The 15260-nt window shown below is 53.3% G+C and carries 11 protein-coding genes, 1 tRNA gene and 1 pseudogene; 7 read left to right on the plus strand and 6 right to left on the minus strand.

All coding sequences use genetic code 11. The features are described 5' to 3' along the window. Positions 1-98 precede the first annotated feature (98 nt). Entirely contained in the window at positions 99-593 is a 495-nt protein-coding gene (gene bamE, locus QRN20_RS23970; RefSeq protein ID WP_122417828.1) for an outer membrane protein assembly factor BamE domain-containing protein, read from the minus strand. A 324-nt stretch (positions 594-917) separates the two neighbouring features. Here bamE and mgtE point away from each other — a divergent pair, with 324 nt between their 5' ends. Then, positions 918-2360 (plus strand): magnesium transporter, encoded by a 1443-nt coding sequence (mgtE, locus tag QRN20_RS23975; protein WP_004884330.1) that lies wholly within the window; start codon positions 918-920, stop codon positions 2358-2360. Between the two features lie 147 nt (positions 2361-2507). On the opposite strand, the gene QRN20_RS23980 is transcribed toward mgtE, so the two are convergent. From QRN20_RS23980 to QRN20_RS23990, 3 genes are all read right to left on the minus strand, one after another. Beyond that, the gene (locus tag QRN20_RS23980; protein WP_004884331.1) at positions 2508-2834 is read right to left on the minus strand and encodes an Arc family DNA-binding protein; all 327 of its coding nucleotides are present in this window, start codon (positions 2832-2834) and stop codon (positions 2508-2510) included. A 491-nt stretch (positions 2835-3325) separates the two neighbouring features. Then, on the minus strand, positions 3326-3511 hold the full coding sequence (locus QRN20_RS23985) for a PA3371 family protein (protein ID WP_029242304.1): 186 nt from the start codon (positions 3509-3511) through the stop codon (positions 3326-3328). A 38-nt stretch (positions 3512-3549) separates the two neighbouring features. Then, positions 3550-3792: a hypothetical protein gene (locus tag QRN20_RS23990; protein WP_025993737.1), complete on the minus strand. Its 243-nt coding sequence runs from the start codon at positions 3790-3792 to the stop codon at positions 3550-3552. Positions 3793-4107: 315 nt separating this feature from the next. On the opposite strand from QRN20_RS23990, the gene QRN20_RS23995 reads away from it, so the two are divergent. From QRN20_RS23995 to QRN20_RS24020, 6 genes are all read left to right on the plus strand, one after another. Next, positions 4108-4184, plus strand: a tRNA-Arg gene (locus QRN20_RS23995). A gap of 844 nt (positions 4185-5028) precedes the next feature. Next, positions 5029-6594 carry a hypothetical protein gene (locus QRN20_RS24000; protein ID WP_240994951.1) on the plus strand — a complete coding sequence of 522 codons (1566 nt, stop codon included), beginning with the start codon at positions 5029-5031 and terminating at the stop codon, positions 6592-6594. Then, a complete protein-coding gene (locus QRN20_RS24005) occupies positions 6594-7592 on the plus strand; it encodes a hypothetical protein (RefSeq protein WP_122417830.1) in 999 nt (332 codons plus the stop codon). Before QRN20_RS24000 ends, QRN20_RS24005 begins: the two co-directional genes overlap by 1 nt. Before the next feature lie 579 nt (positions 7593-8171). Continuing rightward, on the plus strand, positions 8172-9275 hold the full coding sequence (gene mblB, locus QRN20_RS24010; protein WP_122417831.1) for an anti-phage 6A-MBL system MBL-fold protein: 1104 nt from the start codon (positions 8172-8174) through the stop codon (positions 9273-9275). Between the two features lie 2 nt (positions 9276-9277). Continuing rightward, on the plus strand, positions 9278-11500 hold the full coding sequence (gene cap2-3 / locus QRN20_RS24015) for an anti-phage 6A-MBL system cap2_3 protein (RefSeq protein ID WP_285361394.1): 2223 nt from the start codon (positions 9278-9280) through the stop codon (positions 11498-11500). Further along, complete coding sequence (locus tag QRN20_RS24020; protein ID WP_122417833.1) at positions 11487-12707, plus strand: patatin-like phospholipase family protein; 1221 nt, start codon at positions 11487-11489, stop codon at positions 12705-12707. Before cap2-3 ends, QRN20_RS24020 begins: the two co-directional genes overlap by 14 nt. A 37-nt stretch (positions 12708-12744) precedes the next feature. Here the strand turns inward: QRN20_RS24020 and QRN20_RS24025 are convergent, their stop codons facing one another. Both QRN20_RS24025 and QRN20_RS24030 read right to left on the minus strand, forming a co-directional pair. Continuing rightward, on the minus strand, positions 12745-14142 hold the full coding sequence (locus QRN20_RS24025; RefSeq protein WP_134743247.1) for a ComEC/Rec2 family competence protein: 1398 nt from the start codon (positions 14140-14142) through the stop codon (positions 12745-12747). A 48-nt stretch (positions 14143-14190) separates the two neighbouring features. Further along, a pseudogene (locus QRN20_RS24030) lies at positions 14191-15259 on the minus strand (IS630 family transposase). Between the last annotated feature and the right edge of the window lies 1 nt (position 15260).

The raw sequence follows: 15260 nt of genomic DNA on the forward strand, positions 1-15260 counted from the left end.
GAGTACTCGGCTACGAACCGAGCGGTCACAGGTTCGAATCCTGTCGAGTGCACCAAACACCAAAAAGCCCGTATCGAAAGATACGGGCTTTTTGCTTTCTAGCGTTTTCCTTTCACGCATCCATTCTCATCGAATGTCACGGTGTTACTGCGACCTTTCTTCTGGTTGTACACGTAACGCAGTTCGCCATTGTTATGGGTCACTTTATCCGGTCGCCCGAGCAGGCTCTCGACGTCGCGTTGCGTCATGCCCGGTGGCGTGCGCTGGTTGATGATGGCTTGTCGACGCTGATCAGCGCTCAATCGATTGCCGCAACCATCATCCCGCTGGCCGACCACCACGATTTCCCTGTTTGCGGATCGATCCCGCCGAGTCTCTTTGTCATCTGCGAATGGCAGCATCATGTCCTGCACGCTTCCAGGCGGTGCGTTGAAGGCGCGCTGTGAGCGGCTGGCATGCCCCTCAGGGCAACCCAGTGTCGTGAACATCACATTGCCGGAAGCGTCTTCACAACGCTGCACGGTATTGGCCTGGGTGATCAGTGGTAGGCAGAGCAGGGTGCTCCACAATGAAAGATGGCGGGTGATACGCATGTTTCTATCCTTGATGACAGCGGTCGTGACAGCCTAATGGCGCTCTTGCGGTTGAGCGAACGTGTTTTGTTGGCTGAATGTGACGTCGAACCCCTGTCGATCTGCATAACGTTTGAGGTTTGCGTCGCAAGCGCCTGTTTCGGGCTGAATTTCCCGCGTGCGCTTCGCTCAAAGCGGTGTATCATTGCGCCCGTCAGCCCCGCCGGGGCTTGTGGAATACCTCCATGGACTTACCCAGTAGTTACTCAATAGTTTGTTTCACCAATCATGAATTAACTGATTGATCTCCCCGGCGTGCTCCGCTGCTGGGAGTGGAGTTCGCCTATGACCGAAAGAGAAGTCAAAAAAACGCAGGAAAGCTTGCAGGATCGTCTTGCTCAAGTCATCGAGCTACTGCAGCGCCAGCGTATCGTTGAAGACCTGACTCACCGTCAGGAAGGTCAACATCAGGACCGGGTAGAAAACCTGGTTCACCGGCAGAACCTTGTCGAGCTGCAGCGCAAGCTCGACGACCTCCACTCTGCTGACGTCGCCTACATTCTCGAAGCACTTCCTCTGGAAGACCGTCTCTCCGTCTGGCAATTGGTCAAGGCCGAGCGCGATGGCGACATCCTTCTGGAAGTGTCGGATTCCGTTCGTGAAACCCTGATCGCCGACATGGATGATCACGAGCTGCTCGCAGCCGCCCGTGACATGGACGCCGACGAACTCGCCGACCTTGCCCCCGAGCTGCCTCGTGACGTCGTCCATGAGCTCATGGAAGCCCTGGATTCGCAGCAGCGTGAACGCGTCCGCTCTGCGTTGTCCTACGACGAGGATCAGGTTGGGGCACTGATGGACTTCGAGATGGTGACCATCCGTGAGGATGTCAGCCTGGAAGTCGTACTGCGCTATCTGCGCAGGCTCAAGGAGCTGCCCGGTCATACCGACAAGCTGTTCGTCGTGGACATCGACGGCGTGCTCAAGGGTGTTCTGCCGATCAAGCGTCTGCTGGTCAATGACCCGGAAAAGCAGGTCGGTGAAGTGATGGCCAACGATCCGGTCAGCTTTCATCCGGAAGACGACGCTTACGAGGCCGCGCAAGCGTTCGAGCGTTATGACCTGATCTCAACGCCTGTCGTCGACAAGAACGGCAAGCTGATCGGCCGTCTGACCATCGATGAAATGGTCGACCTGATTCGTGAGGAGAGCGAAAACGAAGTCCTCAACATGGCGGGTCTGCGCGAAGAGGAAGATATCTTCGCCTCCGTGTGGCGTTCGCTACGTAACCGCTGGGCCTGGCTGGCGGTCAACCTGATCACGGCCTTTCTGGCGTCCCGCGTGATCGGGCTGTTCGAGGGCTCCATCGAGAAGCTGGTGGCGCTGGCCGCTCTGATGCCTATCGTTGCCGGCATTGGCGGCAACTCCGGTAACCAGACCATCACCATGATCGTCCGCGCCATGGCGCTGGACCAGGTTAACGTCGGTAACACCTCGCGGCTGTTGCGCAAGGAACTCGCCGTCGGCCTTATCAACGGTCTGCTGTGGGGCGGGGTGATCGGCGTGGTGGCCTACATGCTGTACGGCAGTTGGTCGCTTGGCGTGGTGATGACGGCGGCGATGACGCTCAACCTGCTGCTGGCTGCGCTGATGGGTGTTTCCATTCCGATGGCGCTCGCAAAGCTGGGCCGGGATCCGGCCATGGGTGCCAGCGTCATGATTACGGCGATGACCGACAGTGGAGGGTTCTTCATCTTTCTCGGGCTTGCGACCATCTTCCTGCTTTAAACAGCACCCAATAAAAAAACCGCCTGAATGGCGGTTTCTTTTTTTGGGGTATGGCTTACATGATGTAGTGAAGTTTCCTACAGCAACTAAGGTTGTATCCCAAAACAAAAAAAGGCCAGCTTACGCTGGCCTTTTTTGTGCTAACTGTCACGACTCTTCTGAAGCAAGTTCCGTGTCGTGGGCAATCAGCGACACCAGAGCATTCTGCTGCCGGTGCGAAAGCTGGCGGAAGCGTTGCAGCAGCTCACGTTCGTGCAAAGACAGCTCAGGACTGTCCAGACGCATGCTTGGCTCATCACCAAGGGCGCCTTCCTGAATCAGGCTTTGTTCGAGGCGAGCAATGATTTCCGAGTTCATGCTGCGGTGATGATTCTTGGCTACCTCTTGCACGCGATTACGCATGCCGTCTGGTAGGCGAACAACGAACTTGTCAGCCGTGCGGCTGGAATAAGTAGCCTGTTTCATAGGGCTCATATATTTAACCGGTTAGTTCAGGGGAAGCGGTTCTAGCAAGTGGCCGCAAGATTGTGAGCTTCTGACAGTCATTTTGGCCAAATGTTCCACCGCATTATCGAAAGGGGCTGCATCATCCCCCATTCCGTCGAATCCTTGGCGTCAATTCTGTGACAAATATTGACTCAGATAAAGGCGATTAGCCAGCACCAATTATCAGAATTGCGGACGGATTTGTAAAAACAATCAAAACCGCTCAACCGATAGCAGAATCCCCGCCTGACTACTTTTTGCCATGATGGCTATCTGTCTTCAGCGTAGAAGGTAAAGGCCGGGAATACGAGCGAATGCCGACAGACGTGATGTCTGGCAGACAGAGAGAGCAAGAGGAGAGAGCGGAGGTGCCCGATACCGGAAGCGGCGTCCGGCAGAGCCGATGATCCGGTCAGAGAGCTCTGTGAGCCTTACCGACCAGCACAACCATCAGCAGGTTGCAGATGACAGGCCAGCGCTTAGCGCAAGACCGGATCGAACTTGAAGCGACGGCCGACGACCAGTGCAACAACAAAAAGGCTCGCGAACACGCCAGCACCTATTTTTGCCGCGGTACTCAAGGCCTGAGCCTGAAGGGGAAGCAGAAGATCAACGGCAACCGCCATAAGTGCCAGGATCATGAAGGACAAAGCGGATTTCGACATGGCTACTCTCTCGTGAAGGTGGGCTATGTGTGACGGTTTCAGAAAACCCAGCGCTGGTCGGCGCGTGGAGCCTGCAGGTTTTCCTGAGCGTCATTGGTCAGCATAGCTGCACTGGCGCTTCTGTCAGTCATGACAGCCAGCTGAGGCGCCTGGCTCAGTTGATGATGAATCGGAGACTGCTGAACACTCATCTGATCGTTCTTGATGCCCGTGTCCTGAAAATGAAAAGCAATGAGGGCTACCAGAGCTGCTGCATTCAACGCTGAGAGAGTCATGTTCATTGTTCAGTACCTGTGCCCGGACATCATAAGGGAGGGGTGGTTCGCTGCTACTGATAATGCAGTCTGCATGCCAACTGAAATTAAGAAAAAAATCCTTTAAAAACAATGGCTTGAATGAGAAAGAAAATACCCTTCTCTTGCGTTTTGCAATGATGGCTTTTTGGAGTAGTGCAAAATGCATGATTGCCCTGAGTAGGGCGTGTCCTGCGGATAGGGACTACGTCGCTGGCAGGCAATGACGACATGACAAAACCGCTTCAGATCGTTAAGATGCTCGCCGTCCTCGCTGGCACCAATCGGTGTGCTGGCATCAGTGTCTCAGTAGCTCAATTGGATAGAGCATCCCCCTCCTAAGGGGAAGGTTGGCAGTTCGAACCTGCCCTGGGACACCATATTTTGCTGGGTTTGGCGATTCGGCTATCCAATCTGCAGTACGGTTAGTCACTACTTATTTCTCATCCTTTCAGATGTCGTCAGTTCCTCGATTGCTGCCGGGCGTTCAATCGAACGCAGATAGGCAAACTCTTGAGTCTCGGGTGGCTCCACCTCCAGCTGTGACGCAAGATACCTGCTTGCAGATCTAGGAGAACCCTTCATCCCCGAAGTCGTCATGCATCGGCAAGCTGCCAAATCTGCCATCTGAATCTGTAAAATTGGCGCCTAGGTTTTCTCCCGGGTAATTGGCGTTAGAAATGACATTTCCTTGCGCGTGGGAATGAGCAGGCCGGAAAGGTTCCTCTATTGAATCGTTTGCCGCCACCCACCCTGTACCGTCGCATTTTGTGCATCCACCCCGGACCCCGCCATCTCCTCCACACTTCGGACAGATGCATTCCCTTCGGGAGGGAGGCAATGATGGTGAAACGGTCGTGATAGTTGGACCTGACGTTCGCAAGGTGGTAACTGGCTCAGGCAGCGATTTGATGACGCGCGCAGGTTTACGTTTGTTGTTAGCGCCGCGCTTTGACTCATCTGGCCGATTACCGTGCATTTCGCGCAAGTGTGCGGTCATGACGGAATATTTGATTGGCATCCCGCACTTCGGACATCTTTGGGCATCGTTTCAAATTTAATGCGAGCTAAAGATCCTGCAAGTGCTGCCGTTAAATCCAGGTACTGCTGAAACCTGAATCCATGGAAGGAGAGCCTCAGGCCTCATTCCGCTGATCCTAGACGCGTATCCACTGGACCGCCTTGCGATTCAATTCGCCTGGCCACGGCACTTGAGGCAATGCGATGCAACCGATTTCCGGCGATCTGGTAGTTGTAATCGATGATCAGATTCAGTCCTTGATCGAAGAGATCAACAACGCCCCCCAGCAGCACCAGCAGACTCGTTTCATCGACGAGTTCCAAAACATGATGATTGACCAGCTAATGGGGCCATTTGGACTGACCAGAGCGATGTTCGATGACCGCGATGGCGGTGCGATCACAACGTTGCAGAATTTTGAGAAAGGCATTGCCGCGAACGATGCCGATGATGCTCGCCATGCTTCCTGGAAACAAGCAAACGAAAAGAGCTTCGAACGCAAGGACTATGACGCTGCGCTGAATGATGCGCATGACGACATGCGCAGTGCGGATGGCAAGTTCTATGATGGCTACAAAGTTGCGAGCGAAATTCCTGAGGGGCCTCGCATGGACGCTCGTGATCATGTCGTCAGCGCCAGCAGCATCGAGCGCTCGGCAAAAGGGCAGCTTGGGCAAACCCGCGAAGAGCGAGTTATGACCGCCACCCTTGATGACAACGTAGTGTTGACTGCATTCAACATGAACTGCTCCAAGGGGGAGAAGGATCTGTTGGAGTGGGCTGCTTTACCTAGTAGTAAAGATCCGAGCAAAACCAACGCCGAATACTTTGAAGTGGATGAGCAGACCCTCCTCGACAAGTACAAGAAAGCAACCAAGGCAGTGGGCAGCACCCAGAACCGCGCGCTTTTTAGTAAGCAATCCGGCGAGTTTTTGGTCGAGGGTGCCAAGGCGTCGGGCAAGTTGGTGGCCAGGCAGATCCTTGGTCTGCTGCTCAAGGACCTGATCGACGGGCTAGTCCAAGATGTTCGCTATCTTGTGAGCAAAGGGCTCGCCGAGGCCAAGCCACTAATGCAACTCATCAAGGAGCGCATCCAGGCGACCTACGAGCGGATAAAGCTGAAGTGGGCGGACTACCTGAAAGAGGGGGCGAGTGCCGGGATCAGCGGTTTTCTGTCGACATTTGTGACGTTGATCATCAACTCTTTCATCACTACCGCGAAAAATCTGGTACGGATGATTCGCGAAGCCGTACTTTCAATCGTCCGCGCAGTTAAGTTGATTATGGCGCCGCCGCCGGGCACAGAGTCTAAAGATATCGCTGTCGAGGTTGCCAAGATCCTCGCGTCTTCGATTGCGCTTTGTGTGGGTATCGCCCTGGAAGAAGTAATTCAGAAAGCACTTGAAGCTATACCGGTGCTACTGCCCTTTGCCGCGACCATTGCCCCGGTTATTACCGGAGTTGTCACTGGCGCGCTGACACTCTTCACCGTTATGGCCTTCGACCGTCTGCGGGACTCCTTTGCCTTTCAGAACAAACAACTCGCCGATGTCCACCGCGGACAGGCAGTCGGGCTTCTAAAAATCAAACAGTCAATGTTCATGCTCGACAGTGCCTATCGGCATGTCATCGTTACCACCGAAATGTTACGTGTTACCTTCGCCGAGGACTGGTTCGAAGTCCAAGCGATGAAGGCCGTGACCACCACTAAAGCCGCTGATTACCGCAAAGCGGTTGATAGCTTGGACGATCTACTGGAGCTGTTTTAATGAGTACTCACGAACTTGTCGTTAAGAAGGAAATGACACCGGCGGGGATCGCTTCCGACCTGCTTAATGTGATCAAGGACATCGAACGAAGCATCTCCGAATCGACCGATAAAACCGGAGCTATCGAACAGCGCGGCATGATCAAAAGTATGTTCGCTAGCTCAAAGACCGACCTGATCGACATTTCCAAGTCGCAGAATAAGATTAACGAGCTGATGCTTGGCTTGATTCAAGAAATCATTACGCTCAACACTATGAGCTATTCGTTTCTAGCGGCGGTGATCGGTGAGTTGGAACAGCGCGCCAAGAGCGGCTGGACCGACAGCGAAGGTCGCTTCCAAGAGCTTTCCGAAACCGGACAGCAATTCGCAGGCAAGGCACACGATATTTTCTGCAAGATCGCTGAAGGCTCCAAATCCACCCAGACCCGGATTGATCTAAACAAGCAGGACATCGACAACCTAAAAAATGACTTTATCGCTAAGGCCGAAGTCGTACAGCAGAGTCGCCAAGACATCGATAACATCAAAAGTGTCCTGACCCATAAGACCGCAGTGGTAGCCAAGCAGAGTAAGGATATCGGCCAAATCCACTCTGTTTTGGAGTCGAAAACCGAACGCCTAGCGTCTATCGACAAGCTGCTTGAGACAAAATCTGAACGCTTGTCGTCCATAGACAAGCTACTCGCTAGCAAAGCAGACCGACTGGCCTCCATCGACAAACTCTTGGAAGAAAAATCGACGGTGGACCAAAGCCAGGACATGGCCATCAAACAGATCCTCCAAGCTTTGGAGGACGGTCAGCGCCTTGATCAACAACGCGTGCTGGAAATCCACTCGCTTAGCCAAGCGCTGGAGGCTCAAAGAGAGAGAACCTCAGCAGCCATCAATGTTTTGCAGGCAGGGCAGGCTAAAGCGGTGCGGGGAGTATATGCCGCCAGTACTGTTGCGGTGATTAGTGTAGGTGTCACTGGCTTACGGCTCTTGGGGGTGCTTTAGAGTTGTAGTACTGTCTATCCTTCGGCCTATGCTAAAGACGTGTGTATTGGCCATCGCTTAGATCAGTACGAACTCATCAGGCCGACAGTGATCACGGCCAAAGCCTTTGTCATTAGTTCGTGTTCTTTTAAAAACGGGTCTATGCAGAGTCTTTAGCCACAGCCTTCCAAGTTTCTATCGTGGGCCCTGAAGTATGAATGCGCTTATCACCCTGCTCACGGTCGGCCTCTTAACCCTTTCTACTGAGGGATATGCCGCCCCGCCTCCTATCGAAGAAGCCCCCGCCGATGTCGATGGCTATATCCGGTGCATTCAGGACTCCTAAGCTACCAAGCGTTGGCAGGCCCGCATTCCATCGAAAGCTGCGTTTATGACAGAGAGTGGGCCGGGCCCTGCCTAGAACCCTCTGATTTTGACCTTTAAGTCAGCTTATGATTGGGCAAACAGGATGAAAATTTCACAGAGATTCGCTCATGTTGTGCCTATGTTGATTTATCCCTACAAGATGTAGTAATTTTGGCTGCGTGATGAAAAGATGGCCTCATGCTATTCGGACGACTCCATCCTAAGGGACCTAGTATGCACATTGTTCGGTTCTTCCCCATCGGCAACGCCGATACCTGCTTGATCGAGTTGGAAAACGGCCGTCGCATTCTCTTCGATTTCGCTGACATGCATTGTTCGGACGATGACGAAGATAAGCGTTGCGACCTTGAAAAACAGCTTCGCGACATCCTTGGGGATGACAAGACGATCGATGTGGTTGCGTTCACTCATCTGGACAAAGACCACTGCAACCGGGCCAAGGAGGTCTTCTGGCTTGAGCATGCGGAAAAGTATCAGGACGACGATCGCATCAAGATCAAATCATTGTGGGTTCCGGCACATGCTGTCTTGGAGGAGGGGGTCACTGGACAGGCTCGTACCCTTCGCGCTGAGGCGCGGCATCGTTTCATCAAGGGGGAGGGGGTGCGTGTCTTCTCTCGTCCTGATGAGCTTGATGATTTCCTGACCGAGCGTGACATCGAGCCGAAAAAGCGTCGTAACCTGATCACCGACGCAGGGACACTGTGCCCGGAGTTCAACCTCGAACATGACGGTGTCGAATTTTTCGTGCACTCCCCATTCGGGAAGCGCGACGGAGAAAATGTCGTGCGTGTTCGCAATAACGATGCGCTGTTCATGCAGGCGACGTTCGAAGTGGATGGTCAACAAACCAAGCTGATTTTGTCTGCTGACGTCACCCACGAGGTGATTGATGACATCGTCGATGTCACCCGCTACCACGACCGAGAGCATCGTCTGGAATGGGACATCAACAACATCCCGCACCACTGTAGTTACAAGTCTCTGTCTGACGAGAAAGGCGAGGACAAGACTGAGCCCTCTGCTTCGTCTAAGTGGCTATACGAAGAGGCCGGGCAGCGTGGGGGGCTTCTGGTTTCGACTAGTAAGGTCATCCCTTCTGATGACGAAGATAAACAGCCCCCACATCGCCAAGCTGCGGCTTACTACAAAGGGGTTGCAAAGCATCTGGGGGGCGAGTGGGTCGTTTCGATGGAGCACCCTTCAAAAAGCAAGCCTGAACCTTTAGTGATTGAAATCAAGAGCACCGGTTACAAGATCAAGAAGGAACCGAGCAAGATCGTGATTGCGACGCCCGCCCCGCGCGCGGGGATCTGATCATGACTGGGCAGTTTAATGTGCCTCGCTCGCGGCTCGCTCGTTCGGTTGTGCAGTACCTTCTAGAGTCTGAAAGCTACCCATACGCGACTCTGCTTTCCGTTAGCCAAGACGGCGCTCAGGATCGTCTGGACATCGAGCTTGAGCTGGGGCTGGAGCAGCGCCGTCAAGTGCCGATCTGTTCCAGAGAGCCGATCAGCATAGTCTTCATGACCAATGACGATTCTTGGCCACCTAGGGTGCGCTCTGAGCGAGCCGATTTCCCTGTGGGTATGGTACACACGAATATTGATCCAGATACGGGCGGCGGCTTGTGCCTTTGCATCTGGGAAGAGAATTGGTCCGACCTGGCAACGGGGCTCACTGGACAGGTGCTCATTGAGCGTATTAGATCTTGGTTCTCTTCTATGGCCGCCGGGACGCTCCATGATGATGAGCAGAATTTAGAGCCACTGATCCACCCTGGGGCTCACACACTCATCGTGCCTCCAGGTCGTATTGATGGTACCTGGCATGCTCAATGGGCTGTGGAGAATGGTGGTCGATACGCTGTCGCAGTTGGGCCGCAGCCTCCTAAAGAGGGGGGTAAGATCAAGTTTGCCGTGTACGCCCGCCGTCTGCCTTCGCAGGTTCATCGAGGCTTGGCGCTAACTCCCTATGACCTTGGTGCGCTCCATAAGCTTAACGAAGGCTTTGGCTTCGATCTTATTGGTGATTTCGCCGACTGGCTGAAGGAGCCTGAGCAGCTTGAAAAGGCCACTGAGCGCTTGCCCATACTGCTACTCATGGTGCCAAAGCGACGTATCAATGAAGGTGATGATGAGGAGGTCGAGGTCTGGTGTTACAGCTACCTTGAATCCCTAGCCATTCTTGGCGAACGTTTGAGCATCACTGCAACGATGGCAGGTGTCACGACCATCACCGTTCTCGGCACTACTCACGGAGTGGATTTAGCTTCCATTCGTCTTGAGCCGTGGCGTGTGGTCACGAGACTAAACCGTGCCTCGGCGAGAAAATTCTCTGGCATCGACCGACCGAAGGATGTGAGTTTTCTGGGTATTGGGGCGGGGGCGATTGGCTCGAATGTGGCCATGGTGACTACCCGCTCGGGATTGGGCACTTGGACGGTCGTGGATAATGACATTCTGCTGCCTCATAACGTAGTTAGGCAGGTTCAACGGGACGGTGCAGTCGGATTCAGGAAGGCAGAGATCCTGCGCCATGAGCTAGATAATGTCTTGGCGGCTACTGGTAACGAGTTCATCGCGGTTGATGTATTCAACCCGGGTGGTGACGCTCAGGTGCTTGATGCCGCCCTGCGCAGCGCGGAAATCACCGTCGACTTCAGTGCGTCGCCCGCAGTTGTGGGCTGGTTGTCCGATCAGCCGGCTAACCGGGTTGTAAGTGCGTTCTTCGGACCGAGTGGTTCTGACCTGGTTGTACTCGCAGAAAGCTTGTCCAGGGACACGCGGATCGATGAGATCGAGGCGCAGTATTTCTGGGCGGTAGCCAATGAGGAAAAGCTCAAAGGTCACCTTGCGGCGGCGCGGATGGACCGGATTCGCTATGCGAATGCCTGCCAAGATTTATCTCGTCCACTACCTCCGTGGCAGGTTCATACCCTGTGTGGCTTAGCCGCCGGGCGTCTGACTCAGATTGTTGATGAAGAGAATGCGAGCTTCCGCACTTGGAGAATGGACACGGTGTCTGGCGCGGTCGATTCTGTGGCGGTGCCTGTTTATCCTGCGCATCGATTCCGTAACGGTGGCATGCGGGTCACCGTGTCCGACGAAGTTGTACAAACAATTCGTGAACTGCGACGTCAGTCTGGCAGGAATGAAACCGGTGGCGTTCTGATGGGAAGCTTCGATCTCGTCTGCAATGTGCTCCACATCGTCGCTGCACTGCCAGCTCCTCCCGACAGCACGCGTTCGCCAACTTACTTCATCCGCGGCATCAAAGATCTCAAACCGCGCATTGAGGCGATCTCCGAAGCTTCCGCTGGGCGACTGCACTACGTCGGAGAGTGGCATAGCCATCCTGGTGCCGTACCAGCCAGGCCAAGCCGCGATGATGAAGAGGTATATGGCCATCTGACAAAACACTTGGAACCCGCTGGCTCACCTTACGTGATGGCCATCTGCGGAGAGCGTGACAGCTGGCTTCGAGCTGGCTGGCAGGAGCGTGGCGTATTGGAAGGAGTGGTGACGCATGACCGTAAATGAGGTTTCGCTGGACAGTAGCTCAGAATCTATAGCGCTGGCTTTGTCTGGAGGCGGAGCTAGAGCTATGGCATTTCATCTGGGATGTCTTCGCGCCTTACATGATCTAGAAATCCTACAGCGGGTTTCGACGATCACTGCCGTATCTGGCGGAAGCGTGCTGGCAGGGTTGTATTGCAGCCATCCTGGAGATTTTGAGGACTTCGAGGCCCGGGTGCGTGAAGTTCTGAGGCAGGGGTTCGTTGTGCCGGCCTTGAAGCGAATGGTTACCTCGCTCGATGGTGTGAAAGCGGCGGCTTACGCTACCGCTCTAACCGTGGAGCGATCCGTGGCAATATTTTTTCGCCCTCTTTTCAAGTTATTGCGGTTATGGCGCAGAAGTAAGAAGCTCGGGGAGCGTTGGCCGAACTCATCGCCATTCCTAAGAAAAGCTAGCCGTACCACGATTCTCCGAAGTGTTTTTAGCGAGACATTCCGCGGTGTCAAACTTAAGGATCTCAGGAGAGATCGTCCTGATTTGATCGTGATCGCTTGCGAGCTGCGGGCCAAAGCGGCCTTCTACTATACCCGAGAGAGCCTGCACTGCTGGCGCTATGGAGCGGTAAAGAGCGATGGTGTGGAGTTGGCTGACGCTGTGATTGCTTCCGCAGCGTACCCCGCAGCCTTACCTGCGCTCGACCAGCGGTGGAGCTTCCTCAACGATAAAGGAGTGTTGACGCCTCATCGTGTGACGTTGACTGACGGTGGAGTGTACGACAACCTCGGGCTCGCCCCTTTATGGCCCAAGCGCGATTCTCCGAAGAGCTTGCCGGTGGCATCTCATGACCGAATCATCGCGTGCCGTGCAGGCTACGGTCTAGATGTGACTGAGCCATCATCTGTTTGGATGTCGCGAATGGGGGCTGCGTTCGAAAGTGTTTTTGCACGGGCGCAGAATCTAGCAACTAATCGTCTCTTTGACCTTGAAAGCGCAAAGATATTTAAAGGTGTTTTACTCCCATACCTTGGGCAGGAGGACAGTAAGCTTAAGTTTCCACCAATTGGTTTGGTAAGCCGGGAGGAAACGGCCGGCTACCCTACAAATTTCAAGGCGATGGATGAGGAGTGGATTGAGCAGCTTGTAAAGAGAGGAGAGCAAATGGTCTACGCTCAGATAAAAGAACACTGGCAATCATACATGTCTGCTTTACCTGTAAAAGCCTCCGTCTGATTTAAAGTGAGTGGCGCACACTTAAATATTGTGCGCTTTACTCGCAAAGCAAATAACACCACTGGCCTACACATGACTTTATACTTCCGGGTGATGAGCTATAGATGTCGGACATCTCCATATAGCTTTTAACTCCGAGGATGTAGTTGGCTTCAAATGTCAATCTGTTAGGATCTTCTTCGGTGCCTGATGTTTTTGTTTTTAGATCGGCTGTTACCTCTGGGTGAGGGTGGTGAGTAGAGCTGTTGGGTACACAGTGGATGAAATATGGAGCAGCAAAGAAACTGGCAGCCCCAGCGTGCCAAGAGTGTCTCGATCCATGATGTGGTATTTGAACTGTGGAAAGTGCGCTCCACCGTCCGTCTCCCAAATGCATTCTTAGTGATCTGATGGTATGAGGATTGATCGTTAGGTCGCCAAGCGAGAGATTCGCATTGCGGAATATAAACTCCCCGGTGGTTGTGTCGGTCGTAATCGGCGTGTCTGCTATCGGACGGGTGTACAAGCATAGAGAAATACTGTTGCGCTTTTTACTGCTTTTTCCAAAGTGATGGTCGTATACGTATCGAAGTTTTTTTCGCCAACCTGATCTTGGTTCAAATCCTGGGATCCCGATTTTATACCCTAATACGACTTTTTTGATCTCGTCGGAGACTAGGTTGAGATCAACCCCTGAGCGTTTTGCTACCACTAAGCCAGCTTCCAATTTTGTGCAGAGACTGGGCTCGTCAGAGTTGTAAAAGATAAATTCAATATTTGAGTTTAATGCTTTGAAAGCTTGGTGGTGGTTTAATGTGTACATGCTAGAAGATTTGGTGCCTGTGTCTAAAGAGCTACTTTCAGGTTTAGCAAATTTATCAAGCTCGGAAACGCCATGCCACGTGCCGTAAGGACTCCGGCTATTTGAAGCATGCGCCTCAGGGTCATGTTCGTCGGGTGAATCCAAAGGGGCTTCTGGCAATAGAGAGTCGCGTTCCTCAGTTTTTTCTTGCGGGCCACCTCTGACCTGTAAAATCTTCTTTACACGTCCTTCTAAACCCCTAGAAATTAACCAGCGTTCGGGATCCAGTTGGAAGAGAGCGGTCGAATCGGAGCAAGATGCTCCTCCATGATCAGAGGTGCTTTCTAACTTTTGGGCGAGATGGATGTATGGTATTGCCAACCACTTTACTTTCCATGTCCTCAAGAATTGCTCGACACCATTCACATGGTCATCATCGAAATGTGAAATTACCAATAAATCCACGGCTGCATCGAATCGCCATTTACATGAGTACCTCGCTAACTCTGTAATGGTTGCGGCTAAATATTTTTTTCGCTTGGATCCGCAGTCGTAAGCCCATCGAAACATACCGTGTTTGTTGCCCCAGGCGGTCCCTGTATGAAAAGTGCCGTGTCCGACTGGGTGGTAGATTTGAGAGATTTTAATTGTCATGATAATGGCTCGCCTGCTTGCTAGTGTACCGTTCAAAATTAACTTCTCTCATGCCTGCGTGGTCATTGCCGCGCGGGCTCGCTGTATCTTGTTCAAAATATCTTCTCCCTTGGCGTTCCAAACGTAGCGAGTCGGTTCGGCATTTCGCAGTGCCAGAAATGTGGTGATTGAGCTTTCCAATTCGCGAATCGAGCTGAAACTACCGTCGCGCAGGTATACCGTGATGTCTCGAAAGAAGCGCTCAACCATGTTCATCCACGAACTTGAGGTCGGGGTAAAATGCATATGGAAGCGCTTGTGCTTTTCGGGCCAGGCCTTCACTTTCGGATGTTTGTGCGTGGCGTAGTTGTCGACGATCAGGTGCAATTGAAGGTGCTTGGGCGTTTCCCGATTGATTTTCTTGAGGAAGTCCAGCCACGCCTGATGCCGGTGTTGGCGCTCGATAGAACTGATCAACCTCCCCTCAAGGTAATCGAGCGCAGTGAACAGGGTCACGGTGCCATGGCGAATGTAATCGTGCGATTGCGTGCGGATATGGCCGACGCCCAGAGGCAGTCCCGGCTGGGTACGCTCCAAGGCCTGAACCTGACTTTTTTCATCGCAGCGCAGCACTAGTGCCTTGTCAGGAGGATCCAGATACAAACCGATGACGTCCCAGAATTTCTCTTCGAAGTTGGGATCGTTGGACAGCTTGAACGTACGAGTCAGGTGCGGCTTTATGTCATTGGTAGCCCATATACGCTGGACGCTGGACGGAGAAATACCTGCGACTTGCGCCATGCTTCGGCAGCTCCAGCGAGGTTGGCCAATACGAGGTTGAACCACTTGCTCAAGCACTCGAGCCATAGCGTCTGGCGGCAAGAATGACTTACGTCCGCGGCCAGGCTTATCGATCAAACCGTCTAGTCCCTGTTCTTGAAAACGCTTGCACCAAAAGAGTGACTGAGCGAAGAGAGAATCCAACCAGGCGGGCTATTTCAACCCTTGAACAACCTTGAGCAGCTAACAGGATGACCCTCGCGAGGCGACCGTCACGCTGACTGATGGTGGCTGATCGTGTGCGACGGCTCAGCTCGGCGCTTTCTTCAGAACTCAGGACGATATCTTGGGCGCTCATT

The organism is Pseudomonas sp. fls2-241-TYG-175, assembly GCF_030209155.1.
In the GTDB taxonomy this organism is placed as follows: domain Bacteria; phylum Pseudomonadota; class Gammaproteobacteria; order Pseudomonadales; family Pseudomonadaceae; genus Aquipseudomonas; species Aquipseudomonas viridiflava.